The 24071-nt window shown below is 73.0% G+C and carries 25 protein-coding genes; 12 read left to right on the top strand and 13 right to left on the bottom strand.

The genetic code is table 11. The features are described 5' to 3' along the window. Window positions 1-126 precede the first annotated feature (126 nt). Together ACGFIE_RS13915 and ACGFIE_RS13910 are read left to right on the top strand one after the other, a co-directional pair. Complete coding sequence (locus ACGFIE_RS13915) at window positions 127-729, top strand: sigma-70 family RNA polymerase sigma factor (protein WP_363679217.1); 603 nt, start codon at window positions 127-129, stop codon at window positions 727-729. Beyond that, entirely contained in the window at window positions 683-1444 is a 762-nt protein-coding gene (locus ACGFIE_RS13910) for an anti-sigma factor (protein ID WP_393294346.1), read from the top strand. The genes ACGFIE_RS13915 and ACGFIE_RS13910 overlap by 47 nt, the downstream gene beginning before the upstream one ends. Before the next feature lie 97 nt (window positions 1445-1541). Here ACGFIE_RS13910 and ACGFIE_RS13905 read toward each other — a convergent pair whose 3' ends face one another. The 4 genes from ACGFIE_RS13905 to ACGFIE_RS13890 form a co-directional block, all read right to left on the bottom strand. Next, on the bottom strand, window positions 1542-2501 hold the full coding sequence (locus ACGFIE_RS13905; RefSeq protein ID WP_393294344.1) for an electron transfer flavoprotein subunit alpha/FixB family protein: 960 nt from the start codon (window positions 2499-2501) through the stop codon (window positions 1542-1544). A gap of 14 nt (window positions 2502-2515) precedes the next feature. Beyond that, window positions 2516-3295, bottom strand: coding sequence for an electron transfer flavoprotein subunit beta/FixA family protein (locus ACGFIE_RS13900; RefSeq protein ID WP_007456284.1), 780 nt, complete (start codon window positions 3293-3295; stop codon window positions 2516-2518). Window positions 3296-3471: 176 nt separating this feature from the next. After that, window positions 3472-3885, bottom strand: coding sequence for a hypothetical protein (locus tag ACGFIE_RS13895; RefSeq protein WP_393294342.1), 414 nt, complete (start codon window positions 3883-3885; stop codon window positions 3472-3474). Continuing rightward, window positions 3882-4679, bottom strand: a complete 798-nt coding sequence (locus ACGFIE_RS13890) for a GNAT family N-acetyltransferase (RefSeq protein WP_393294340.1) — start codon at window positions 4677-4679, stop codon at window positions 3882-3884. Before ACGFIE_RS13890 ends, ACGFIE_RS13895 begins: the two co-directional genes overlap by 4 nt. Before the next feature lie 42 nt (window positions 4680-4721). Between ACGFIE_RS13890 and ACGFIE_RS13885 the strand changes: the two genes are divergently transcribed. Genes ACGFIE_RS13885 through ACGFIE_RS13870 form a run of 4 tightly spaced genes read left to right on the top strand, consistent with a single transcriptional unit; the run spans window position 4722 to window position 9183 of the window. Further along, a complete protein-coding gene (locus tag ACGFIE_RS13885; RefSeq protein WP_393294338.1) occupies window positions 4722-5114 on the top strand; it encodes a YidH family protein in 393 nt (130 codons plus the stop codon). Further along, the gene (locus ACGFIE_RS13880) at window positions 5111-5416 is read left to right on the top strand and encodes a DUF202 domain-containing protein (protein WP_393294336.1); all 306 of its coding nucleotides are present in this window, start codon (window positions 5111-5113) and stop codon (window positions 5414-5416) included. Before ACGFIE_RS13885 ends, ACGFIE_RS13880 begins: the two co-directional genes overlap by 4 nt. 27 nt (window positions 5417-5443) lie before the next feature. Next, window positions 5444-5860, top strand: a complete 417-nt coding sequence (locus ACGFIE_RS13875; RefSeq protein WP_363679201.1) for a PLD nuclease N-terminal domain-containing protein — start codon at window positions 5444-5446, stop codon at window positions 5858-5860. After that, the gene (locus ACGFIE_RS13870; RefSeq protein WP_393294334.1) at window positions 5857-9183 is read left to right on the top strand and encodes an ATP-binding protein; all 3327 of its coding nucleotides are present in this window, start codon (window positions 5857-5859) and stop codon (window positions 9181-9183) included. The genes ACGFIE_RS13875 and ACGFIE_RS13870 overlap by 4 nt, the downstream gene beginning before the upstream one ends. On the opposite strand, the gene ACGFIE_RS13865 is transcribed toward ACGFIE_RS13870, so the two are convergent. The 4 genes from ACGFIE_RS13865 to ACGFIE_RS13850 form a co-directional block, all read right to left on the bottom strand. Beyond that, window positions 9167-9976: an ABC transporter permease gene (locus tag ACGFIE_RS13865; protein WP_393294332.1), complete on the bottom strand. Its 810-nt coding sequence runs from the start codon at window positions 9974-9976 to the stop codon at window positions 9167-9169. The genes ACGFIE_RS13870 and ACGFIE_RS13865 overlap by 17 nt on opposite strands. Beyond that, the gene (locus tag ACGFIE_RS13860) at window positions 9973-10944 is read right to left on the bottom strand and encodes an ATP-binding cassette domain-containing protein (RefSeq protein ID WP_393294330.1); all 972 of its coding nucleotides are present in this window, start codon (window positions 10942-10944) and stop codon (window positions 9973-9975) included. Before ACGFIE_RS13860 ends, ACGFIE_RS13865 begins: the two co-directional genes overlap by 4 nt. A gap of 171 nt (window positions 10945-11115) precedes the next feature. Beyond that, window positions 11116-12738: an acetolactate synthase gene (locus ACGFIE_RS13855; RefSeq protein ID WP_393294328.1), complete on the bottom strand. Its 1623-nt coding sequence runs from the start codon at window positions 12736-12738 to the stop codon at window positions 11116-11118. 94 nt (window positions 12739-12832) lie between these two features. Continuing rightward, window positions 12833-13606 (bottom strand): enoyl-CoA hydratase-related protein, encoded by a 774-nt coding sequence (locus ACGFIE_RS13850; protein ID WP_393294326.1) that lies wholly within the window; start codon window positions 13604-13606, stop codon window positions 12833-12835. A 98-nt stretch (window positions 13607-13704) separates the two neighbouring features. Between ACGFIE_RS13850 and ACGFIE_RS13845 the strand changes: the two genes are divergently transcribed. Together ACGFIE_RS13845 and ACGFIE_RS13840 are read left to right on the top strand one after the other, a co-directional pair. Next, the gene (locus tag ACGFIE_RS13845) at window positions 13705-14184 is read left to right on the top strand and encodes a DUF6232 family protein (protein ID WP_363679189.1); all 480 of its coding nucleotides are present in this window, start codon (window positions 13705-13707) and stop codon (window positions 14182-14184) included. A 140-nt stretch (window positions 14185-14324) separates the two neighbouring features. Continuing rightward, the gene (locus ACGFIE_RS13840) at window positions 14325-14804 is read left to right on the top strand and encodes a DUF6232 family protein (protein ID WP_363679187.1); all 480 of its coding nucleotides are present in this window, start codon (window positions 14325-14327) and stop codon (window positions 14802-14804) included. A 25-nt stretch (window positions 14805-14829) separates the two neighbouring features. On the opposite strand, the gene ACGFIE_RS13835 is transcribed toward ACGFIE_RS13840, so the two are convergent. After that, complete coding sequence (locus ACGFIE_RS13835; RefSeq protein WP_393294324.1) at window positions 14830-16362, bottom strand: dienelactone hydrolase family protein; 1533 nt, start codon at window positions 16360-16362, stop codon at window positions 14830-14832. A 90-nt stretch (window positions 16363-16452) separates the two neighbouring features. Here ACGFIE_RS13835 and ACGFIE_RS13830 point away from each other — a divergent pair, with 90 nt between their 5' ends. Further along, a complete protein-coding gene (locus tag ACGFIE_RS13830) occupies window positions 16453-17181 on the top strand; it encodes a hypothetical protein (RefSeq protein WP_363679183.1) in 729 nt (242 codons plus the stop codon). 27 nt (window positions 17182-17208) lie between these two features. Here the strand turns inward: ACGFIE_RS13830 and ACGFIE_RS13825 are convergent, their stop codons facing one another. Further along, window positions 17209-17667, bottom strand: a complete 459-nt coding sequence (locus tag ACGFIE_RS13825; RefSeq protein ID WP_363679181.1) for a rhodanese-like domain-containing protein — start codon at window positions 17665-17667, stop codon at window positions 17209-17211. A gap of 85 nt (window positions 17668-17752) precedes the next feature. On the opposite strand from ACGFIE_RS13825, the gene ftrA reads away from it, so the two are divergent. Beyond that, a complete protein-coding gene (gene ftrA / locus ACGFIE_RS13820) occupies window positions 17753-18775 on the top strand; it encodes a transcriptional regulator FtrA (protein ID WP_393294656.1) in 1023 nt (340 codons plus the stop codon). Window positions 18776-18784: 9 nt separating this feature from the next. On the opposite strand, the gene ACGFIE_RS13815 is transcribed toward ftrA, so the two are convergent. Together ACGFIE_RS13815 and ACGFIE_RS13810 are read right to left on the bottom strand one after the other, a co-directional pair. Beyond that, window positions 18785-19681, bottom strand: a complete 897-nt coding sequence (locus tag ACGFIE_RS13815; RefSeq protein WP_393294654.1) for a ribokinase — start codon at window positions 19679-19681, stop codon at window positions 18785-18787. Between the two features lie 10 nt (window positions 19682-19691). After that, window positions 19692-20534, bottom strand: coding sequence for an ABC transporter ATP-binding protein (locus tag ACGFIE_RS13810; RefSeq protein ID WP_393294321.1), 843 nt, complete (start codon window positions 20532-20534; stop codon window positions 19692-19694). Between the two features lie 131 nt (window positions 20535-20665). Between ACGFIE_RS13810 and ACGFIE_RS13805 the strand changes: the two genes are divergently transcribed. Together ACGFIE_RS13805 and ACGFIE_RS13800 are read left to right on the top strand one after the other, a co-directional pair. After that, window positions 20666-21676 (top strand): ABC transporter ATP-binding protein, encoded by a 1011-nt coding sequence (locus tag ACGFIE_RS13805; protein ID WP_393294319.1) that lies wholly within the window; start codon window positions 20666-20668, stop codon window positions 21674-21676. Beyond that, entirely contained in the window at window positions 21673-22686 is a 1014-nt protein-coding gene (locus ACGFIE_RS13800) for an ABC transporter permease subunit (RefSeq protein WP_393294317.1), read from the top strand. The genes ACGFIE_RS13805 and ACGFIE_RS13800 overlap by 4 nt, the downstream gene beginning before the upstream one ends. A 168-nt stretch (window positions 22687-22854) precedes the next feature. Here the strand turns inward: ACGFIE_RS13800 and ACGFIE_RS13795 are convergent, their stop codons facing one another. Next, entirely contained in the window at window positions 22855-24030 is a 1176-nt protein-coding gene (locus ACGFIE_RS13795) for an ROK family transcriptional regulator (protein ID WP_363679172.1), read from the bottom strand. Window positions 24031-24071 lie beyond the last annotated feature (41 nt).

The raw sequence follows: 24071 nt of genomic DNA, 5'->3' as shown, positions 1-24071 counted from the left end.
CGGCTCCGACCGCATCCGGATCGGGCCCGGCGGACGAAGAGCTGGTGAGATGACATCGACCGGGAGAGTGGGGCGGAGGCTGTGGCAGCTACAGTCGGGCATGCCCCATCGAAGGCTGGCCGCCCGATGACGGCGTTACCGCAGCAACCGGACCCCCCGGTGGACGACCTCGCGCCCCGGTTCCGGTCCGGCGACGAGGTGGCGCTGCGCGAGGCGTACGACCGCTACGGCCGCGCCGTGCTCCACCTGGCCACCTCCATGCTTGCCAACCGCGCCGACGCCGAGGACGTGACCCAGGCGACGTTCGTGGCCGCCTGGCTGGGCAGGGACACCTTCGATCCGGCCAAGGGTTCGTTGATCGGCTGGCTGCTCGGCATCGGCCGGCGCAAGGTGATCGACCGGATGCGGGCCAGCGCGCGGGAGACCCGGGTGGTGGAGACGGTCCGGCAGTTGCCCGAGCCGGCGCAGACGGTGCCGGACCCGGACCGGGTGGTGGACCGGCTGGTGATCGCGGACGAGCTGGCACGCCTGCCCGACGACCAGCGACGCATGCTGGAGCTGGCCTTCTACGACGACCTGACACACCAGCAGATAGCCACTGTGACGGGGGTGCCGCTGGGCACCGTGAAGAGTCACATCCGACGCGGCATGGCGAGCTTGAAACGCAGATGGGAGGTGGACGGTGCAGCACCTGGAGCACGAGCGGCTGGTTTTTCTGGCGCTCGGTGAGAGCGATGCGGACGACGGGGAGAGCACCCACCTCGACACCTGCGCGCACTGCCGTACGGAGCTGACGTCCCTGCGACAGGTGGCCGGGCTCGGCGTGGAGACGCAGGGCCTGGGTGACCTGCCCGACCCGCCGGAGCACATCTGGCAGGGCATTGCCGCCGAGATCAGGGCTGCCGAGGCCGTGCCGTCGCTGACCGAGGCCGGCCTTTCGGGTCCGGGTGTGGCGGGAGGCCCCGGAGCGGGCGGCAGGTCACGGGCCCGTCGGCGTGCCGGCTGGTCGCGTTGGGCGGCCACCGCGGTGACCGCCGTCGCGGCGGCGGCGATCGGCGTGGTGGGCACGGTCTCGGTGCTGCGAACGGACGAGCCGGCGCCCGCTCCGACGCCCGCGGTGCTGGCCAGCGCGCCGCTGGCCGCGTTCGGCTCGACGCCGAAGTCGGCCCAGGGTGACGCGCGGGTTCTGCGGAGCGGCCAATTGCATCTGCACGTGGCGAATCTCCCGCGCGTGCCGGGGTACTACGAGGTCTGGCTCATCAATCCGACAAACATGAAGATGTTCTCGATCGGCACCCTCGGTGGCGACTCGGACGCTCTGCTGCCCCTACCCCCGAACGTCGACCTCAAGAGCTACACGGTGGTCGACGTGTCCGCCGAGCAGTACGACAACAACACCCGCCACTCCGGCGACAGCCTGTTGAGGGGCACCCTGACGGGCTGATCGGCGGGCCGGCTCAGCTCCCCGGCCCGCCGATCAGCTCCCCACGAGGAAAAGTGGCCGCCCGTGAAGACGGGCGGCCACTTTCTCTGTCACACGATCACTTGCGCTTGCGGATCTCCTCGGCGGCCTGCGGGACGATCTTGAACAGGTCGCCCACCACGCCGAAGTCGGCCAGCTCGAAGATCGGTGCCTCGCCGTCCTTGTTGACGGCGACGATCGTCTTCGAGGTCTGCATGCCGGCCCGGTGCTGGATGGCGCCGGAGATGCCGAGTGCGACGTAGAGCTGCGGGGAGACCGTCTTGCCGGTCTGGCCCACCTGGAACTGGTGCGGGTAGAAGCCGGAGTCGACAGCCGCGCGGGACGCGCCGACGGCGCCGCCGAGCAGGTCGGCAAGCTCCTCGACCAGCTTGAAGTTGTCGGCGTTGCCGACGCCACGACCGCCGGAGACGACCACGCCGGCCTCGGTCAGCTCGGGGCGGGAGCCCTTCTGCTCGGCGACCCGCTCGACGACAGTCGCCAGCTTGTCGGTGTCGGTGACCGACACGGTGAGCTGCTCGATCGCCGGGCTCGCGGCGGCCGGGGCCGGGGTGACCGAGTTGGGCCGGACGGTGACCAGCGGCAGGCCCTTGGTGACCTTGGACTTGACGATTGTGGAGCCGGCGAAGGCGACCTGGGTCGCGGTGCCGTCGGCGGCCAGGCCGACCACGTCGGTCAGGATGCCGTTGTCGAGCTTGACGGCGAGCCGGGCGGCGATCTCCTTGCCCTCCTGGGCCGACGCCAGCAGCACGGCGGCCGGCTGCACCCGCTTGACCAACTCGGCCAGCACGGTGGCCTTGGGCGCCACCAGGTAACCGTCGATCTCGTCACCCTCGGCGGCGTAGATCTTCTCCGCGCCGTACTCGCCGAGCTTGCCGCTCAGCGCCTCCGCGGCCCCGGCGCCACCGAGCACGACCGCGCTCGGGGTGCCCAGCTCGCGGGCGAGGGTGAGCATCTCCAGGGTGACCTTCTTGACGCCGAATTCCTTGGTGGCTTCGACGACGACGAGAACCTCAGACATGTCCAGACCCGCTCTCACACGAACTTTTCGGTGGCGAGGAACTCGACCAGCTTGACGCCGCCCTCGCCCTCATCGGTGATCTTGGCACCGCCGGAGCGCGGCGGGCGCTTGGTGTGCTCGACGACGGCGCTCGTGGCGCCGTCGAAGCCCACCTCGGTCGGTGCGACGCCGAGGTCGGCCAGGGAGAACGTCTGCACCGGCTTCTTCTTGGCGGCCATGATGCCCTTGAACGAGGGGTAGCGCGGCTCGTTGATGGTGTCCCACACGGAGACCACGGCCGGGGTGGAGGCGGTGACGACCTCGTAGCCCTCCTCGGTCTGCCGCTCGACGGTGAGCGTGGCGCCGTCGACGGTGAGCTTGCGGGCGCCGGTGAGCGCCGCGACGCCGAGCCGCTCAGCGATCATGTGCGGCATGACCTGGACTCGGCCGTCGGTGGACTCGGCGCCACAGATCACCAGGTCGGCGTTGAGTTGACCGAGGGCGGCGGCGAGCACCTTCGAGGTGGCCACCGCGCAGGAGCCGTGCAGGGCGTCGTCCAGCACGTGGACGGCCTTGTCCGGGCCCATGGAGAGCGCCTTGCGGATCGACTCGGTCGCCCGGTCCGGACCCATGGTCAGGATGGTGACCTCGCCACCGTGCGCTTCCTTGATCTTCAGCGCCTCCTCGATGGCGTACTCGTCCATCTCGTTGATCACGTTGTTCGCCGAACCGCGGTCGACGGTGTTGTCGTCATTGCGCAGGTTGCGGTCCGCGCCCGAATCAGGCACCTGCTTGACGAGTACGACGATGTTCATCGCGCTTCGACGACCCTCCTGTGTGGTGTTGCGACTGGCTCGCCCGGTTGGGCCGCAGCCTCGCGCGTCGGTCGACGTCAGGTCAACCGTGAGCTGTTGTGCAGTTGCCCACGAGCGCAATGTTACCTGCCAGTAGGTTGCGGCTCCCGGGCACGGAGAGTGACACAGCTCACCCGTCAGGCAGGCTCGGCCAGCGCATCCCGGATCGAGTCGATGGCGGCGGCCTCCGCCGGGGCCACCCCGTCGTGCGCGCGGGCCACCCGGTCCGCAGCGTTCAGCACCACCGACCGGTACGCCTCGACGTCGGCCGGCGACTTCTCCCGCAGGATCCGCACCGCCCGGCCGAGCGCCGGCAACACCACCGACTCGATCTCCAGCTGGGAGTCGCGCGGCAGCCGGGGCAGCGGCCCGGTGGTCAGCGCCTCCTTGACCACCCCACTGGCATCGGCCAACGCACCGGAGGCGGCGACGCTCTCCCGGATCACGCCCAGCAGTCCCGGGTCGGCGTTCGAGACCAGGAAGACCGCGCCGAAAGCGCCCGTCTTGAGGGTCAGGCGCTCCTCGTCGGTCAACCGCTGCTCCATGATCACGGAGTGTAGACGTACGGGGTGGTGGTGGTGACCGGGACGAGGCCGAGTCGCTGCAGGATCGGCCTGCTGTCCTCGGAGCAGTCGACCTGCATCAGCGTGCGGCCCCGCTGCTCCGCCAACCGGGCCCGGTAGTTGACCAACGCCCGGTAGATGCCCCGGTGCCGCCACTGCGGCAGGGTCGAGCCGCCCCAGAGGGTGGCGAAGCCGGTGTTCGCCGGGAACCGCACCCAGCCGGCGCTCACCACCGTGTCGTCCGCCTCGGCCACCACGACAGTGATCGAGTTCGGGTCGGCGTCGATCTCCTTGGCCAGACCCGTGACGAGGTGCGAGCGGTCCTCCTGCCAGACCTCCTCCTCCATGGCGGCGATCCGCTCCAGGTCGGCGCGGGAGGTCACCTCACGCAGGCGTACACCCTCGGGGACGACGGGCAGCGCGGCGGCCAGCGGCGCGACCGGCCCGACCACGACGGTCTCCCGGTCCTCCGGCACGAAGCCGGCGGCGCGCAGCCGGTCCGCCAGGTCGGCCGGTTGGTCGTGCTCGTTGAGCTTCCACTCGACCGACTGGCCGCGCTCGCGGAACAGCGCCACCTGCCGGGCGATCAGCTCGTCCAGCGCGTCGCCGGTCAAGCCGCCCAGGTCGCGGTAGGTGAGGAACCCGCCGGCGTCGAGCCCGATGATGCGGACCAGCGGCCCGTCCCGCTCCACGGTCACCCCGGCCGGGACCGGGTCGGGGATCTCCGGGCGGAGCTGGTTGTCGTAGGCGGTGCGCAGCGTGGTCACATCAAGATCCGTCACCACATCAGGCTAAGGCCCGAGGGAAGCGGATAATCTCCCACCATGTGGGAGGCGATCAAGCGGTGGTTCGACCCGGCCGAGGCGCGCGCCGTCGGTGAGACGCCGGACTACCGGTTCTCCCTGGCCAACGAGCGCACCTTCCTGGCCTGGCTGCGCACCAGCCTGGCGCTTGTCGGTGGCGGGCTGGCCGCCGCGCAGTTCCTTCCGCAGCTGCCGATGAGTCACCTGCGGGAGGTCATCGCGGTCGCGCTGCTGCTGCTCGGCGGCGCTGTCGCGATCCGCGCGGTGGACCACTGGGCGCGTACCGAACGGGCCATCCGGCTCGGTCAGGAGCTGCCCGCCTCCCGCTTCCCCGCCGTCCTCGCCCTCGCCGTGGGCGCCGGCGCGGTGCTGCTGGTCATCGCGGTGCTGGTGCGGGCGGTCGGCGGACGGTGAGCGCCGGACGCGATCCCGGGCTGCAACCGGAGCGGACCCGCCTGGCCTGGCGGCGCACCCTGCTGACGCTGACCGTGGTGACCGCGCTCGCCGTCCGGCTGGCATCGGGCGGCGGCCCGTTCGGAGCGCTTGTCGCCGGTGCGGCCGTCCTGGTGTGGGGCGGCGCGCTCGTGCTCTGCTGGCCCCGGAGCACCGGCACCGGGGCGGCCCGCACCGGCGGCCGGACGTTGCCGCTTGTCGCGCTGGGAACCGTCGGGCTCGCGCTGCTCGGCGTGCTGGTGACCGTTCGCGGACTGTGGTGACGCGACGCGGTGCGCCATGATGGGTGCATGGCCCGGCTGTACGTTCTCCTCTTCCTGGTGCAGATTGTCCTCGCCGTCTGCGCGCTGATCAGTTGCCTCTCCGCCGAGGAGGGCCAGATCCGTGCCCTGCCCCGGATCGCCTGGGTGCTGATCATCCTGTTCTTCCCCCTGGTCGGGTCGATCGCCTGGTTCGTCGCCGGACGGGAGCCCGACCCCGCCGCCCGCGGAGCATGGCCGGCCGGCGGCGGCTCCACCGAACGGCAGCCACGCCGCCCGCTCGCCCCCGACGACGACCCGGAGTTCCTCCGCTCCGTGCAGGACCGCTCCCGCCAGCAGGACCAGGAACTCTTCCGCCGCTGGGAGGAGGACCTGCGCCGGCGTGAGGACGACCTGCGCCGTCGCGACGGTGAGCCGCCCCGTGAGGGTGACCGGCCGGAGGTGTGAGCACCAGCCCGGCCGCGCCGGTGCCGACGTCCGACCCGGCGGGCGGCACAATCGGCGGAGTGCAGATCAGCCTGCTCGGCCCGTTGCAGGTCCGGGTCGATCCGACGACCACTGTCGAGATCCACGGGGCACGGCTGCGCCGGCTCCTGATCCTGCTGGCCCTGGCGCCCGGCCGGGTGGTCAGCGTCGCGCACCTGGTCGACGCCCTCTGGGAGGACGAGCCGCCGGCCGCCGCGGCCAACGCGCTCCAGGCACTGATCTCCCGGCTCCGCCGGGCCGTACCCGGCCTCGGAGTCGACGCGCGTCCCGGCGGTTACCAGCTCACCCTCGGCCCGGAGGCCGTCGACCTGCACCGGTTCGAGGCCGCCGTACTCGCCGGCCGGGCGCTGCTGCCCGCCGACCCGGGAGCAGCCCGCAAGGTGCTCGAGGAGGCTCTCGCGCTGTGGCGCGGGTCGGCGCTGGCCGACGTGGCAGGCGCCCCGTTCACCCGCGCGCCGCTGGCCCGGCTGGACGAGCTGCGGCTCACCGCCACCGAGGAGCTGATCGAGGCCCGTTCGGCGCTGGAGGAACCCGCACACCTGGTGCCCTGGCTGCGGGAGTTGGTCACCGCGTACCCGCTGCGGGAGCGGCTCGCCGGCCAGCTCATCCGCACCCTGCACCGGGCCGGCCGCCCCTCCGAGGCGCTCGCCGCGTACGAGCGGCTCCGCACCGACCTGGCCGAGACGCTCGGCGCCGACCCCGGGCCGGAACTGGCAGCTCTGCACCTGGCGGTGCTGCGCGGTCAGCGGGCCGACCCCACACCGTTCGACGTCGACGCGGCGCCCCGCCCTGCGCCGTCGGCGGCGGCCCGCGCCCGGGGCGCCCTGCCGACGGCGTTGACAAGCTTCGTCGGCAGGGAAGCGGCAGTCGACCGGGTCGGCGCCCTGCTCGACAGGGCTCGGCTGGTCACCCTCACCGGGCCCGGGGGCGCCGGCAAGACCCGGCTGGCGATCGAGTCGGCCCGCGAGGTGGCGGCACGGTTCCCGGACGGGGTGTGGCTCGTCGAGCTGGCCCCGGTGACCGACCCGGCCGAGGTGCCGCAGGCGCTGCTGGGCCCGCTCGGCCTTCGGGAGCAGGCGTTCTTCGCCGGCAGCCGGTCCCGGATCCCACCCGGGGAGGCCACCGAGCCCACCGTACGGGCCATCGACGCGTTGGCCAGCCGGCGAGCGCTGCTGGTCCTGGACAACTGCGAACACCTGCTGGACGCCGCCGCCGAGTTGGCCGACCGCCTGCTCGCCGCCTGCCCGGACGTACGGGTGCTGGTCACCAGCCGGGAGCCGCTGGGCATCACAGGCGAGGCGCTGCACCCCGTCGAGTCACTGGAGCAGCCGCCCGTGGGCGCCGACCCGGTCACCGCGCTGGCGTACCCGTCGGTGCGGCTCTTCGCCGACCGGGCCGCCGCGGTGCGACAGGACTTCCAGGTGGACGACCGCACGGTCGGGCCGGTGGTGGGCATCTGCCGGTCGCTGGACGGCATGCCGCTCGCCATCGAGCTGGCCGCGGCACGGTTGCGCGCCATGACGGCCGAGCAGGTCGCGACCCGGCTGGACGACCGGTTCCGGCTGCTCACCGGCGGCAGCCGGACGGCGTTGCCCCGCCACCAGACGCTGCGGGCGGTGGTGGACTGGAGCTGGGATCTGCTCGACGATGCCGACCGGGCGCTGTGGCGGCGACTCGCCGTCTTCACCGGCGGCGCGACGGCGGCCGCCGTGGAGCGGGTCTGCGGCGGTGGCGAACTGGCCGCGCCCGAGGTGCTCGACCGGCTCTTCGCGCTTGTGGAGAAGTCGCTGGTGATCGCCAGCGATGCCGGCGAACCGCGCTACCAGATGCTGGAGACGATCCGGGAGTACGGGCTCGACCGGCTGGGCGAGGCGGGTGAGGAGCAGCGGGTCCGGCGGGCACACGCCGACGAGTTCCTCCAGCTGGCCGAGCGGGCCGATCGGGAGCTGCGCGGTCGGGACCAGTTGCGCTGGGTCCGGCGCCTGCGCGCGGAGCACGACAATCTGCACGGCGCGCTGCGCTGGGCGATCGGGGCCGACGAGGTCACCCGGGCGGTCCGGTTGACAGGCGCGCTCGGGTGGTACTGGTGGTCGCGCGGCAACCGACTGGAGGGCGCGGACCTCGCCCGGGAGGTACTCGCCCTGGCCGAACGGTCCGTCGGCCGGCCGGACGGGGACGACGACAAACCGACCGCGACCGCGCTGGCGAGCGCGTACCTCGCCGGGGCGTTGAACACCCTCAGTGCCCACGCCGACTTCGAGACGGCCCAGGTCTGGATGCACCGGGTGGTGACCCTGGCCGACGGCGGCGTCGACTCGCCCCTGCTGCGGATGGCCGGAGCGATGACCCTCATGTTCGATCCGGCGACGCAGGTGCAGGGGCTGGCCGCCCTGCGGCGACTCTTCACCGACGAGGACCCGTGGGTGGCCGGGGCGGCCCGCATGATGCACGGGCACACCCAGCTCAACCTGGGCGTGCCGGCCGAGAGCGCGGCCGACGACTTCCGTGCCGCGTTGGAGCTGTTCAGCGGCGTCGGGGACCGGTGGGGCCTCTCCACCACGCGCTTCTCCCTGGGCGAGCTGGCCGGTCGGACCGGCGACCGGGACTTCGCCATCGACCAGCTTCGCGCCGCCCTGCGCGACGTCGAGGAGCTGGGCGCCGCCGAGGACGTGCCGCAGATGCGGTCCCGGCTGGCTCAGCTGTACTGGCAGGTGGGCGAGCACGAGGTGGCCCGCACGCTGCTCACCGAGGCGCAGGAGGAGGCCGAACGGCTGGGCGCCGACGAACCACGGGCCGGCGTCGCCGCCGTCTGGGCGGAGCTGCTGCGCGACTGCGGCGACTGGGAACAGGCGGCCCGCTGGGCGGATCGGGCGGCGGAGCTGGTCCGGCGGCGGAGCATCGCTCCGCAGTGGAGCGCCATGCTGGCCACCTCGCTCGGGCACGTCGCCGCCGCCCAGGGGGAGCTGGCTGTCGCCCGTACCCACCTGGACCAGGCCCTGGAGCTGGCGCTCGCCTCCGGCGACGCGCCGGTGGTCGCCATCGCGCTCGTCGGCTACGCGGACCTCGCCCTGCGCGGCGGCCGGCCGGCCGTGGCGGCCACGGTGCTCGGCGCGGCCGACGGGGTACGCGGCGGCGACGACCAGGGCGCGCTGGACGCGATCCGGGTGGCGCTGGCCGCCCGCGCGGCGCTCGGCGAGTCGGAGTTCGCCGAGGCGTACGCGGGCGGCCGGGGCATCCGGTCGGACGGGGTGCCGGAGTTGCTGCGGGTCACACTCGACGCCTGAGACCGCGGACGGCCAGCGGCGCGAAGATCACCGCGATGCCGGCGCCCCACAGCAGCGTCTGGACCACCGGCCCGGCCACCGGCCCGCCGACCAGCAGCCCGCGCAGCGCGTCGGCCACCACTGTCACCGGGTTGACCTCCACCCAGTTCTGCAACCAGCCCGGCATCCGGTCGGTCGGGACGAAGATGTTGCTGGTGAAGGTCAGCGGGAAGATCACCATGAAGCCGAAGATCTGCACCTTGTCCGGTTCGCTCACCAGCACCCCGACCAGCACGGAGATCCAGGACGCGGCAAGCGTGAACGCCAGCAGCAGCGCGAACGCCCCCACGACGCCGAGCACGCCGTTGCCGACCCGGAAGCCGAGGATCGATCCGACGCCGAGCAGCAGCGCGATCGACCACGCCTGCTTGACGGTGTCGGCGAGGATCCGGCCGGCCAGCGGCGCCCACCGTGCGATGGGCAGCGCCCGCAGCCTGTCGAAGACGCCCTTGGTGAGGTCGTTGTTCAGCCCGAACCCCGTCGTCATGGTGGCGAAGAGCGCGTTTTGCACCATGATGCCGGGCAGCATGAAGGTGAGGTACTCGCCCGACGAGCCGGCGATGGCGGTGCCGAAGACGTAGGTGAACAGCAGCACGAACATCACCGGCTGGATGCTCAGGTCGAGCAGCTCCATCGGGTTGTGCTTGATCTGCACCAGGCTGCGCCAGGCCAGCGTGAAGGTGTGCCGCAGCCCCGCGACCGGGCCGAGCCGGCGCGTCGGCGCGAGAGCGGGAGCGAGCGTGACGGCGGTCATGCCGGTGTCCTTTCCAGGTCGGTGTCGGCAGGGGCGTCCTCGGCCCGGTGGCCGGTGAGGGAGAGGAAGACCTCGTCCAGGCTGGCGCCGCGCAGCGCCAGCTCGGCGACCGGGATCTCGGCCGCGTCGAGGCGACCCACCATGACGGGCAGCACGCGAGCGTCGTTCACCGCGACGGTGACGGCGGTCTGCGCGACGTCGGGGGTCACGCCGGCCACCTCGCCGGCAATGGCGACCACGGTGGCGAGATCGGCGATGTCGGTCGGACGCACGGTGAGGGTCTGCCCGCCGGTCCTGGCCTTCAGCTCCTCCGGCGTGCCCTGGGCGATCACCCGCCCGTGGTCGACGACGGCGATCTGACCGGCGAGCTGGTCGGCCTCCTCCAGGTACTGCGTGGTGAGCAGCACCGTCACCCCGTCCGCCACTAGCGTGCGGACGATGTCCCACAGGTCGTTGCGGCTGCGTGGGTCCAGGCCCGTGGTCGGCTCGTCGAGGAACAGCACCTGCGGCCGACCGACCAGACTGGCGGCGAGGTCCAGTCGCCGCCGCATCCCGCCGGAGAACGTCTTCACGGCCCGGTCGGCCGCGTCACTGAGCCCGAAGTCGTCGAGCAGTTGCCGGCCCCGCCGCTTGGCGTCGGCCCGATTGAGCCCGAGCAGGCGCCCGATGAGCAGCAGGTTCTCCGCGCCGGTCAGGGTCTCGTCGACCGAGGCGTACTGGCCGGTGAGGCCGATGAGCTGACGCACGCGGTGGGCGTCGCGGACCACGTCGAACCCGCCCACAGTGGCATGTCCCTCGTCGGCGCGCAGCAGGGTGGCGAGCACCCGTACCGCAGTGGTCTTGCCGGCGCCGTTCGGCCCGAGCAGACCGAAGACCGTCCCCGTGGGGACCGCCAGATCAACTCCGGCGAGGGCGGTGGTGGCGCCGAAACGCCGCACCAGACCCTCGGCGCGGATCGCGTGGTCCATCGCAACTCCTGTCGTCTGCGGGTGATGACACCACCATGGGCGACAGGGCTGACATCCCGCCGTTCCCGCGCTGACGTTACGTCGACCGACGCTGACATTCGGCGTATTTAGCTGCGGGAAGACGCCGCGCCGCCGCCGCCCGCGAGGGGCGACGGCGGCGGCGGGTGCGACTCAGGCCAGGTTCGACGAGCGGGGGTACGCGTCGGTCGGGTCGGTGAGCACGTTCACCAGGTACGGCACTCCGGAGTCGAAGGCCCGCTGCAGGGCCGGCTGAAGATCGGCGGCCTTCGCGACGGTCTCCCCCGCGCCGCCCAGCGCGCTGACCACCGTGTCGTAGCGCAGCTCGGGCTGGAGGTCGGCGGCGACGTCGTAGCCGTACATGGCCCGCATCGGGTGCTTCTCCAACCCCCAGATGCCGTTGTTGCCGACGACGATCACCACAGGCAGCTTCTGCCGGACCAGTGACTCGACGTCCATCAGCGAGAACCCGGCCGCGCCGTCGCCCATCAGCACGCAGATCTGCCGGTCCGGGTGGCTGACCCGGGCGCCCATCGCGTAGCCCATGCCGGTGCCCAGGCAGCCGTACGGGCCCGGGTCCAGCCAGGTGCCCGGCTGCGCGGGCTCCAGGTACCGACCGGCGTACGAGACGAAGTCGCCGCCGTCGCCGATGGTGATCGCGTCGGGGGCGAGCGCCCGACGCAGCTCGCCGTAGACACGGGCCGGCCGGATCGGGTCGGTCTCGGCGGCCATCTCGGCCGCGTCGCGAGCGCGGGCCGCGTCCTCGGCGCTGCGCAGGTCGGCGATCCAGTCGCTGTGGTCGGCCCGGTCACCGGCGTGGTCGGCAAGCGCGGAGAGGATCAGGCGCAGGTCACCGGCGGGGGCGACGGCCGGCTGCACGTGCGTGGCGCGCTGACTGGGCGCGTCGACGATGTGCACGACCTTGGCGTCGCCGAAGTCGCCGAAGCTGAGCCGGAAGTCCAGCGGCGTGCCGACCACGACGACGACGTCGGCACCGGAGAGCGCGGCGCGACGGGCCTTGGCGAAGGCGAGCGGGTGCTCCGGGGGCAGCGAGCCGCGGCCCATCCCGTTGGCGAAGACCGGCACCTGAAGGGCCTCGGCGGCCTCGCGCAGCGCGGCGACCGCGTCGCCCGCGTACACGTCCGAGCCGGCGATGATGACCGGCCGCTGCGCGCCGGCGATGAGCGTCGCGGCCCGGCTGACCTCGTCCGGGTCCGGTTCGATGGCGTCGACGCCGGACGCCGCGGGCCTGTCGGCCTCGGCGACCGAGAAGACCGTCTCCAGCGGGAAGTCCAGGAAGACCGGGCCCCGGTGCGGGGTGAGCGCGGCGGTGAGGGCGGCGTCCACGGCACGCGGGATGTCGTCGGTGCTGAACACCGTCTCGGCGTGCTTGGTGACCGGGGCGACGAGCGGCAGGTGGTCCATCTCCTGGAGGCTGCCCGACCCCCAGCGGAAGGCGGGCGCCCGGCCACCGAGCACCAGCACCGGGGACGCGTTGAAGAACGCGCTGGTCATGCCCGAGATGCCGTTGGTGACGCCGGGGCCGGCGGTGAGCACGGCGAGGCCGGGTCGGCGCTGGAGCTTGGCCACCGCCTCGGCGGCGAAGACCGCGGACTGCTCGTGCCGGACGTCGTAGATCGGGAAGTCGGCCTTGTGCGCGGCGTCGTACAGCGGGAAGACGTGCCCGCCGGACAGCGTGAACATCTCCCGTACGCCGTGCGCGCGTAGTGCCGCGAGGGCCAGCTCTCCGCCGTGACCCTCGATCCGCTCCGTCATTCGCCGCTCCCCTTCGTCGCTCATGATCGAAGCCCCACGCTACTGGCCGGTAGGGATAATGTGAACCGTTCTCGGTTCACTGCCGGTGCGGGCGTCAGCGGCCGGTGAAGTTCGGCTTGCGCTTCTCGACGAACGCCGCCATGCCCTCACGCCTGTCGTCGGTCGCGAACAGCGCCGCGAAGAGCTGACTCTCCCAGGCCAGGCCGGAGTTCAGATCCATGTCCAGGCCGCCGTCCACCGCCAGCTTCGCCGCGCGCAACGCCTGCACAGGCCCTCGGAGGTACGGCGTGACGAGCGCGACGGCCATGTCGTACACCTCGTCGGCCGGGGCGACCCGGTCGGCCAGGCCGATCCGCAGCGCCTCCTGCGCGTCCACCATCCGCCCGGACATGATCAGGTCCTTCGCCCGCGCCGGCCCGACCAGGCGGGCCAGTCGCTGGGTGCCACCCGCACCGGGGATGACGCCCAGCTTGATCTCCGGCTGGCCGAGCTTGGCGTCCTCCGCGACCACCCGCCAGTCGCAGGCCAACGCCAGCTCGCAGCCACCGCCGAGGGCGTACCCGGTGATCGCCGCCACCACCGGCTTGGGGATCCGCGCGATCGCCCCGAGCGCGCTGGACAGGTTCGCGGCCCGCTCGGCCATGTCCACGTAGGACATCTCGGCCATCTGCTTGATGTCCGCCCCGGCGGCGAAGACCTTCTCCCCGCCGTACACGATGACGGCACGGACCTCGGGGTCGGCGGTGGCGGCCGTCGCGGCGGCGCGCAACTCCTCCTGCACCTGGGTGTTGAGCGCGTTCATCGGCGGCCGCTCCAGCCGGATGGTGCCGATGCCGTCAGTGGTCTCCAGCCGAACGAACTCGCCCACGCTGCCCTCACTTCCTCGTCGAAGTCGCGTGCCAACCTTACGACCCGGCTCGTTGGGGTAAGTAGTGTGGTGTCAGCCCCGCGGGCGGGAGTCCAGCCATGATCACGTATTACGACGACAGGTCGGTGCAGGTCACCTCCAGCGCCGTCCGAGTCGACGGCCGCAGCTACTCGCTGGCCGAGATCACGATGGTCTGGCACCGCCGGGGCAGCCGCTCCTGGCGGGTGCTGGTCGGGCGGGGCGCACTCGGCGCCGCGCTGGCCGGCCCGCTGGTCGCGGCCGTGCTCGGGATCGGCCTGGCCGTCTGGCTGCACCGCTCCCCCACCGTGACGATCGCGATCGTCGGCGCATCGGTGCTTGTCGGCCTGGCCGTCGGTCCGGTCGCCGACTTCCTCTTCGAACACCTGGACCGCTCGTACGCCAAGGGCAGCCGGCACCTGGAGATCTGGGCCCGCTGGCGGGGGCAGCCGGTGCGGTTGCTACAGACCGGCGACGCGCTGCGCTTCGGTCAGATCTACCGGGCGGTGCAGCGCGCGATGGAGCACACCCAGCCCACCCGCCCCGCCGCCCGCCGCTAGGGCCGCCGCCAGGCCTTCCCGACCTGCGCAGATCTTGGACAGTTTCCGTCAGCCGCTGACGGAAACTGTCCAAGGTCTCGTCGTGCTGCGCCGCACGCCGCGAGCGCTGCGGGTTTGCCTGCCGGTGGTTAGGCTTAGTGATGACCCTCTATTACCGGGACGACGCGGTGCAGGTGACCTCCGAGTCGATCCGGGCGGGTGGTCAGGTGATCGCCCTGCCCGACGTGACGTTCGTCTGGCACGAACGGGGGGCGAAGACCCTCGCCGTCCGCGGCCGGGTGCTGGGTCGCGGTGTGCTGGTTCTCCTGCTGTCGCTGCCACCCCTCGTCGGGCTGGTCTGCGTGGTCTCGCTGGCCTGGTCCGCACAGGATCGGGGCAACTGGCAGTTGGCGCTGATCATCCTCGCCGCCTGCGCGGTGGGGGCGCTGGGGTTGGCCCCGTTCCTGGAGATTCCCCTCGGCTGGCTGGACCGCTCCTACGAGCGCGGCAGCCACGTGCACGAGCTCTGGGTGCAGCACCACGGCCAGGAGCACATGCTGCTGCGTACGCCGGACGCGCTCCGGTTCGGGCAGATCTACCGGGCCGTGCAGCGGGCCGTCGAGCAGCAGGGGGACCGTTGATGACCACCCGTCGCGGCTGAGTCGGTCAGCGCAACGGCAGGGTGGTGACGATCGGCCAGCCCAGCAGGGCCGCGCCCACGAGGGCCGGCAGCCAGCGCGGAGTCGCGTACCGCCGCAGCACGGCCGCCCACAGCACGTGCCAGCCGAGCAGCACGGCGAACAACGGCACCACCAGCAGCACGAACCCGGGTGCCAGGCCGAGAACCGCCGACGTGCTCAACACCAGAACGGTGACCGCGACGACCAGCAGGCGACGCCGGGTCAGGCCGGCCGCGACCTGCTCGACGCCGAGCAGGAAGAGCAGGCACGCGCCCACCACCAGCGGGAGCAGCCACCAACGGGCGCCGACCGGCAGCGCCGAGGTCAGTCCGAGGTGGATCGGCAGGCCCACGGCGAGGACCGCGTACGCCGTCAGCGCCACCGCCGCGACGGCGGTCCGTGCCGGCGTACGACGTCCGGTCCCGCCGAGGGTCGCACCGGGCGCCGAGATCACGCCGGGCACTCGCGTCGCGGCGGTAAGCCAGTGCTGGCCGCCGCTCAGCAGCACCCCGCTGACCAGCAGAAAGCCGCTGACGTAACCGCCTACCGCCAGCGGGAGACGGTTGGCCGGCAGGACGGTCGCGACGGCCGCCGCGAGACCGCTCGCGAGGACGACAAGCCCGAGCAGGGTGAGACCACGCAGCGGGGCCCCGGCTTCCGATCCTGCGGTGCCCCGCCGGCCCAGCAGCAGCGCCGCCACGGGGACGACGCCGACGGCGAACGCCAGCACCAGCAGCGCCGCCCCGGCGAGCCGGACGAGCGGTCGAGGCGACGCGGTCCCGTCGACGCTGGGCAGCCAGTCGGCGATCTCCTCGTGCGTACGCGGGGCGAACAACACCGAGATGTGCTCCACACCGGGCACCACCACTGCTGGTCGGCGGCCCACCGCCGCACCGCGCCCCACGGCGTCGTCGGCCGCACGCCGGAACGCGGGGAACTCCGCGCCGCCCACGATGAGTAGCAGCTCCGCCGGGCGACCCGGAGGCAGTTCGCCGGCGTCGGGCAACGAGATCGCCACGGTCCGGGCGATCTCCGGGTGCCCGGCCGCGTACCGGGTGACGGCCCCTGCGCCCATCGAGTGTCCGACAAGCATGATCTGGGCCGGGTCCACGTCGGGTCGGGAGCGCAGGTATCGGACTGCGGCGTCCAGGTCGGCGGCGAGCGTCGCGGGCGACATGTCCGGGCCGAGTCGGGCCGGGTTGGCACCGTGCCCGGCGAAGTCGAACAGCAGCGCGACCGCTCCCCGGCGGGCCACGGTGTCGGCCAGCGGGCGCATCAGTCGTGCCGAGCCGGCGAAGCCGTGGGCGATCACCACGCCGGGCCGCCGGACGTCAGGTGCCGGCGGGCCGGCGCGTACCTCGGTCATCGGTACGCCGTCGACGGTGACCTGCCGCACGGAGAGGCCGGCGTCCGCGCGGACCAGCACCGCCGTGCCGAGCGCGGCGGCCAGCGCCGCGAGCACGGCGAGCAGGACTGCCACGCGGGTGCTCGGCGGGTGGTGCGGCGAGGCGGCCGGCATGCCGGCACCCTACCGCCGGACGCCCCGCCGCAGACCGCATCGGCGGTCGCCCGCGAGCGGTTGTGGCCGGGCCGACGCACACTTGGTTTCATGGCGATTCCCCTCCCCACCCCAAGCGCGGTGGTCGGCCTGACCCGCTCTGCCCTCGACCAGGCGCTCGGCTCGGCCGCCTCGTTCGCCGCCGTGCCCACCCGCGCGTTCGCGGTGCTGGACGGGGTGGAAGCGCTGCTGGCCAGGATCAACGGCGTGGTGGATCGGATCGAGACGACTCTGGACCGCACCGACCGGGTGCTCACCGACGCCGAGGCGGCGGTCCGCGAGGTGGCGGTGATCAGCGCCTCCGCGACCACCGCCATCGACACGGCCACCGAGGTCGCGACGGCCGCCGCCGTGGTGGTCACCGAGGCCGAGAAGGTCGCGCAGGTCGCTGGCACGGTGGTCACCGAGGCCGAGGCGGTGGCCGGCAGCGCCGCGGTCACCGTGGGAACCGCCGCGCAGGCGGCGTCCACCGCGGCGGAGCTGCTGGCGGCGTACGAGCCGGCGCTGCGCCGGGCCGCGCCGATGACCGGGCGGTTCGTCGAGGAGCTGAGCCATGAGGAGATCACCGCCGCGATCCACCTGATCGACGAGCTGCCCAAGCTCAAGGAGCACCTGACGGCGGACATCCTGCCGATCCTGGCGACGCTGGACCGGGTCGGCCCCGACCTGCACGACCTGTTGGACGTGACCCGTGATCTCAAGCTCGCCGTGGCGGGCATTCCCGGCCTCGGCATGCTGCGGCGGCGCGGCGAGAAGCTCAGCGACGAACCCGCCGGCTGAGCCCGCGCCGGGCCGTTCACCGCTTCCTCAGCACTCGCACGTGATCGATGACAGTGGCGCGGTCAGGTCGTCCACCGGCCGGCGGGTCACCCCCGCCCCGGTCACCACCGACAGGCCTTCCCGCACCCAGTACTCGAACCCGCCAAGCATCTCCTTGACCGGGTAGCCGAGCCGGGCGAACTCCAGAGCGGCCCGGGTTGCGCCGTTGCAGCCCGGCCCCCAGCAGTAGGTGACCACCGCCGAACCCTCCGGGATCAGCTCCGCAGCCCGGGCGGCGATATCGGCGCTGGGTAGGTGCACCGCCGCCGGCAGGTGACCCTGCGCCCAGGCGGCCTCGCCCCGGGAGTCGACGACCACCAGCCCGGGAGTACGGGCGGCCAGGTCGGCGTGCACGTCGCTGACATCGGTCTGGATGCTGAGGCGGGCGAGGAGGTGGGCGGAGGCGGTGGCCGGGTCGGCTGCCGGGACGGCGAAGGTGAAGGTCATGCACCGATCCTGGCTGCCCTCCCACCTCCGGACGAGTGGCGGGAACGACGTCCTGCGCTAACATACCGCCATGCCGAGCCGCCAGATGGCCGCCACTCCACTCTCGCTGCCGACGGCCCGGCGACCGGCCGCCGGACATCGCGTCGCCCTGCTCGCGTACCCGGGGATGTCGATGTTCGAGTCCGGCATCGTCACCGAGGTGTTCGGGCTGCCCCGACCCGAGTTCGACGTCGACTGGTACGACCTGGTCGTCTGTGCCGAGCGGCCCGGGTCGGTCCCGGTCGTCGGCGGGGCCAGCCTGCACACCCCGTACGGCCTGGTAGAGCTGGCCGCGGCGCAGACGGTCATCGTCCCCGGCGTACCCGACGTGACCGCCGACCCCGCACCCGAGGTGGTGAGCGCCCTGCTCCGGGCGCACCAGCGCGGCGCACGGATCATGTCGATCTGCTCTGGCGCCTTCGCGCTGGCCGGCGCCGGGCTGCTGGACGGGAGGCGGGCCACCACTCACTGGCAGTACGCCGAACTGTTGGCACAGCGGTATCCGCGGGTCGAGGTGGACCCGGACGTGCTCTACCTCGATGACGGAGACCTGCTCACCAGCGCCGGCAGCGCCGCCGGGCTCGACCTGTGCGTGCACGTGGTACGGCGCGACCACGGCGCGGCGATCGCCAACGCGGTCGCCCGACGGTTGGTCATCCCCCCGCACCGCGACGGTGGGCAGGCCCAGTTCGTCGAGGCGCCGGTGACCACCGAGCCGGACGACGACCGGCTCGCCAGCAGCATCGACTGGGCGCTCGCGCACCTCGCCGACCCGCTGACCGTGGCTCAGCTCGCCGGGCAGGCGCACATGTCACCCCGCACCTACCTGCGGCACTTTGCCCGAGCCACCGGGAGCAGTCCGATCCGATGGCTGATCGACCAGCGGATCCGGGCCAGCCTGGCGCTGCTGGAGGAGACCGACGCCCCGGTCGAACAGATCGCCGGCTCGGTGGGCTTCGACAGCCCGGTCACCTACCGCCATCATTTCGGACGGGTCATGCTGACCTCGCCGTCGGCGTACCGTCGCGCCTTCCGCACCGGCACGACGACGGGCGGGCGGGCGGCGTAGCCCGAGCAGTCAGCCCTGCGCGTACAACTCGTCGATCTCGGCGCGGCGCGGCAGCGCCACCGACGCGCCGAGCTTGCGGACGCAGGCCGCGCCGGCCGCCGCCGCCCAGCGCACCGCGTCGACGACGTCCCGCCCCTCGCCCCAGCCGACCGCCAGGGCGGCGGTGAACGCGTCGCCGGCCGCCGTGGAGTCGACCACGTCGACCCGGACCGCGGGCACGTGCGCCTCGACGCCGTCCCGGTCGACGTACCAGGCACCCGCGTCACCGAGCGTGAGGACGGCGCGGGGCACCAGGTCGAGCAGCGCCCGCGGCTCCTCCCGGCCTCGACCGGTGAACGCCTGCGCCTCGCCCTCGTTCACGATCAGCAGATCCACCGCCCCGAGCAGCTCCGGGGGGAGGTCCCGGGCCGGTGCGGCGTTGAGGATGACCCGGGTGCCGGCGGCACGGGCGGCCAGCGCGGCGGCGGTCACCGTCGGTACCGGGATCTCCAGCTGGGCGACCAGGACGTCCGCCCCGCGTACCGTGGCCAGCTCCTCGTCGGTGAGGCCGACCAGCGCGTCGTTCGCGCCGGGGGTGACCAGGATGGCGTTCTCCCCCTGGGCGTTGACCATGACGAGCGCCACACCGGAGGTGCCGTAGACGACCCGCAGGTGGCCGGTGTCCACGCCGGCCGCCGTGATCCGGGCCCGGAGCGTGACGCCGAACGCGTCGGAGCCGATCGCGCCGAGGAAGGCGCAGGAGGCGCCGGCTCGAACCGCGGCGATGGCCTGGTTGGCGCCCTTGCCCCCGGGCACCATCACGAAGTCGGTGCCGAGCATGGTCTCGCCCGGCCTGGGCAGCGACGGCGCCATCGCGACCAGGTCCATGTTGGCGCTGCCCACCACCACTACCCGGGTCTGCGACACGGTCACCCGCTCAGGCGGCGCGTGCGGTGTAGCGGTCGCCGGACCGCTCGACGACCAGCGGCAGACCGAAGGTCTTGGAGAGGTTGTCGCCGGTCAACGTCTCGGCGAGCAGCCCCTGGGCGACGACGGCGCCCTCGCGCAACAGCAGCGCGTGGGTGAACCCGGGCGGGATCTCCTCCACGTGGTGGGTGACGAGCACCATGGCGGGGGCGTCCGGGTCGTACGCCAGCTCGGCCAGCCGGGTGACCAGGTCTTCGCGGCCACCCAGGTCGAGCCCGGCGCTGGGCTCGTCGAGCAGCAGCAGCTCCGGGTCGGTCATGAGTGCCCGGGCGATCTGGACGCGCTTGCGTTCACCCTCGGAGAGGGTGCCGTAGCGGCGTTCTGCGAGGTTGCCCACGCCGAGTTGGCTGAGCAGCGCCCGCGCCCGCGCCAAGTCGCCGTGCTCGTAGCTCTCCCGCCAGCGCCCGACCACCGACCAGGCGGCGGTCATCACCACGTCGCTGACCTGCTCGTCCGCGGGCACCCGCTCGGCGAGCGCGGCGGTGGAGAGCCCGATGCGGGTCCGCAGCTCGTTGACGTCGGTGCGGCCGATCCGCTCACCGAGCACGTGCGCGACGCCGGAGGTGGGGTGCAGCCGGCCGGCGGCCATGTTGAGCAGGGTGGTCTTGCCCGCGCCGTTGGGGCCGAGCACCACCCAGCGCTCGTCCAGCTCGACCCGCCAGGTCAGGTCCTGCAGCAGGGCGGTGCCGGAGCGGCGTACGCCGACGCTGTCGAGGCTGACCACCAGATCCGGGTCCACGGGTGCGGCGGCAGGCGCGGCGCCGGCAGCGCCGGGGATCAGGTCACCAGTCACCTGACCATCCAACCACGCAGCGCCGGGGCGCCCCCCACGGGCGGCGCCCCGGCCATAGGGTGGGGCACCGTGTCCTTGATCACCACAACCGGAGGACGACAGATGCCCGATCGGCGTACGGAGTCGCGTAGATGAGCGCGGTCATCGAGATCGAAGGGCTGCGCAAGACCTTCCGCAGCGTGCGCCAGGGCAAGAGGGTGGCGGTCGACGGGTTCGACCTGCTGGTCGAGGCCGGGCAGATCCACGGCTTCCTCGGGCCCAACGGCTCCGGCAAGACCACCACGCTGCGCGCCCTGCTCGGGCTGGTCCGGGCCGACGGCGGGCGGATGACTGTGCTCGGCGAGCCGTCGCCGGAGTTGCTGCCCCGGGTGGCCGGTCGCGTCGGCGCGATCGTGGAGAGTCCGCAGTTCTTCGGCAACTTCACCGGGCGTCGCACACTGCGGCTGCTGGCCCGCGCCGGCGGGGTGTCGACCTCCCGGGTGGACGAGGCGCTGGAGCTGGTGGGCCTGCGCGACCGGGGCGACGATCGGGTGAAGGGTTACTCGCTGGGCATGAAGCAGCGCCTCGCGGTGGCGTCCGCGCTGTTGAAGGATCCGCGGCTGCTCATCCTGGACGAGCCGGCGAACGGTCTCGACCCGGCGGGCATCCGCGAGATGCGTGACCTCATGCGCTCGCTCGCGGCGGCAGGGGTGACCGTGCTGGTGTCCAGCCACATCCTCGGCGAGATCCAACTGATCTGCGACCACGTCACGATCATCTCGCGGGGGCGGCGGGTCGCGGCGGGCCGGGTGGACGAGGTGCTGGCGGGCCACGACCGGCACGAGTTCCTGGTCCGGGTGGCCGAGCCGGAACGCGCGGCCGATCTGCTGCTCGACGCGGAGCTGACGGCCGCCGTCGAGGGCACGGCACTGGTGGTGAGCGGGGTGACCGATCCGACGGTCATCAGCCGGGTGCTGGGCGAGCAGGGGCTGTGGGTGGGCGAGCTGACGCCGCTCCGGCCCGATCTGGAGAGCGTCTTCCTGGAGCTGACCGGCGCGGGCGAGCATCCGTCGGTGCCCCGCCAGGTCGACGACTCGGCGTTGCCGACGGACGGCGACGGCGCAGCGGTGATCGATCTCGACGTACGGGGAGTGGACGCGTGAACCTGGTCCGGGCCGAGTTGGAGCGGCTGTCCGCGCGCCGCTTCGTGCAGCTCATGGTCGTCCTGCTGGCGCTGGCGTTCGCCGTCACCGCGGCCACCACCCTGGCCGGCTCGCACCGGCCGAGTGCCGCCGAGCTCAGCGCGGCGCGGACGCAGGCCGCCGAGGCGCTGCAGAACATGGAGGCCGTCCACCAGGGGTGCCTGGCCCGGAAGGACGGCACGCTCCCAATCGACCCGGACGAGTACCTCCCGGCCGACTGTTCGGAGGTGGACCCGATCCGGCAGGACCGGTTGCCGATCGCGGCCGACTACCTGCCCGGGGTGTTCAGCTTCGAGCAGCAGGCCCGCCCGCTGCTGTACTTCCTCATCGCGTTCCTGGTGCTGTTCGGGTTCCTGGTGGGCGCCTCGTACATCGGGGCGGATCTGAACTCCGGTGGGGTGGTGAACCTGCTGCTGTGGCGGCCGCGCCGGCTGACGGTGCTCGGCACCAAGCTGGGCACCCTGCTGGGCACGGTGTTGGCCGTCGCCGTGGTGGCCTCCCTTGTCTATCTGGCCACCTTCTGGGTGATCGGGCAGACCGCCGGACTGGGTGGTCGGCTCAGTACCGACTTCTGGCGGTCGTTGGGTGCCGTGCACGGCCGGGGGCTGGTGCTGGTGCTGTTGGCCACCGCGCTTGGCTTCGCCATCGCGACGCTGGGCCGGCACACCTCGGCGGCGCTCGGCGCGGCGGCCGCGTACGCGGTGGTGTGGGAGCTGGGCGCGCGGCTGGTGTTGGAGATCGTCGACGCCCGGCGGCCGGACCGGTTGATGCTCTCCAGCCACATCGCGGCATGGCTCAACGGCGAGGTGCGTTTCTGGGACAACCAGCTCTGCGTGAGCAGTCCCGGCACCGGCCCCTGCTCGGGCTTCTACAGCCTGACCTGGGGGCCGTCGCTGGTGGTGCTGCTCGCGATCACCGGCGGGTTGACCGTGGGGGCGTTCGCCGTGTTCCGTCGCCGCGACCTGGTCTGAGGGGCCGGACCGGGCCGCCCGCCGAGAGCCGGGCGGCCCGGCCGCTCGTCGCGCGACGGCCTCGGCGCGTGCCGACCGCTCAGCGCGGCGGCCCGGCGAGCGCCGGCAAGAGCTTGCAGCCTGATGGTCTGCGGTGAAATATTCCTTCACATGACCGCCCCAGCGGGCTCAGCCGACGGTGGAGCCGAACACCTCGTCGCGGACGGCGTCCAGCGCGGTGCGCAGCGCGCCCCGCAGGATCGGCTCCTCGGTGAGGCCGGTGGGCACCACCCTTGGCCGGACCAGGGTGATCGCCGCGACCTCCCGCTGCACCCGGTCGGCGAGCGCCGCCCCGCCGGCCTGACCCACCTCGCCGGCCAGCACGACCAACGGCGGGTCGAGCACCACGCAGGTGCTGGCCACGCCGAGCGCGAGCCGACGAGCCAACTCGTCGAGCATCGCGCCGCCGGCAGCGCCATCGGCGACGGCCGCGCGGACGGCCTCGGCGGCGTCGGTGTCCGGATAGCCGTGCTCGCGGGCCACCGCGCGTACCGAGTCGCCGCCGATCACCTGCTGGAAGGCCGGCTTGGCGCGACGCGAGACGTCGCGCGGGATGGGTGCTCCGGGCACCGGCAGGTAGCCGATCTCGCCTGCCGCGCCGCTGCTCCCGTGGTGCAGACGGCCACCCAGCATGATCGCCAGGCCGACGCCGGCGCCCACCCAGACCAGGACGAAGTCGGCCACTCCCTGCGCGGCCCCGGACTGCGCCTCGGCCACCGCGGCCAGGTTGACGTCGTTCTCGAAGACCACAGGCGTGTGCAGATCGTCGCGCAGCGCGGCGAGCAGACCGCTGTGCCAGCGCGGCAGGTTGAAGGCGAAGGTGATGTCGCCGGTGTGCGGATCGACCAGGCCCGGCGTGCCGAGCACGATCCGCCGGACGCTGCTGAGCTGCGCCTGGGCGCTGCTGGCGGCCTGGACCACGGCGTTGTGCACCACGCCCACCGGGTCGTCGGTGTCCCGCGTCGACTGCTCCACCCGACCGATGACGGCGCCGGTGATGTCGGCGCAGGCGGCCACCACCCGGTCCGGCCCGACGTCGACTCCGACGACGTGGGCGCTGCTCGGGCGCACCGCGTAGAGCTGGGCGTTCGGCCCCCGCCCGCCGGCCTGCTCGCCGACCCGGCTGACCAGGCCGCGCTCCTCCAGCCGCTCGACCAGTTGCGAGGCGGTGACCTTGGACAGCCCGGTCAGCTCACCGAGCCGGGCCCGGGTGAGCGGCCCGCGCTCGAGGAGCAGTTCCAGTGCCGCACGGTCGTTGAGCGCCCGCAACAGGCGGGGGGTGCCGGGCAGCCGGGTCGCACTCATGCCACGTCCTCTAGTTTTAGTAAACTTTGCTAACTGTAAAC

This window comes from Micromonospora sp. NPDC049275 (assembly GCF_043197115.1).
In the GTDB taxonomy this organism is placed as follows: Bacteria; Actinomycetota; Actinomycetes; order Mycobacteriales; family Micromonosporaceae; genus Micromonospora.
The sequence above is the reverse complement of the archived record's forward strand: the minus strand, read 5'-3'. Positions and strand labels throughout refer to the sequence as shown.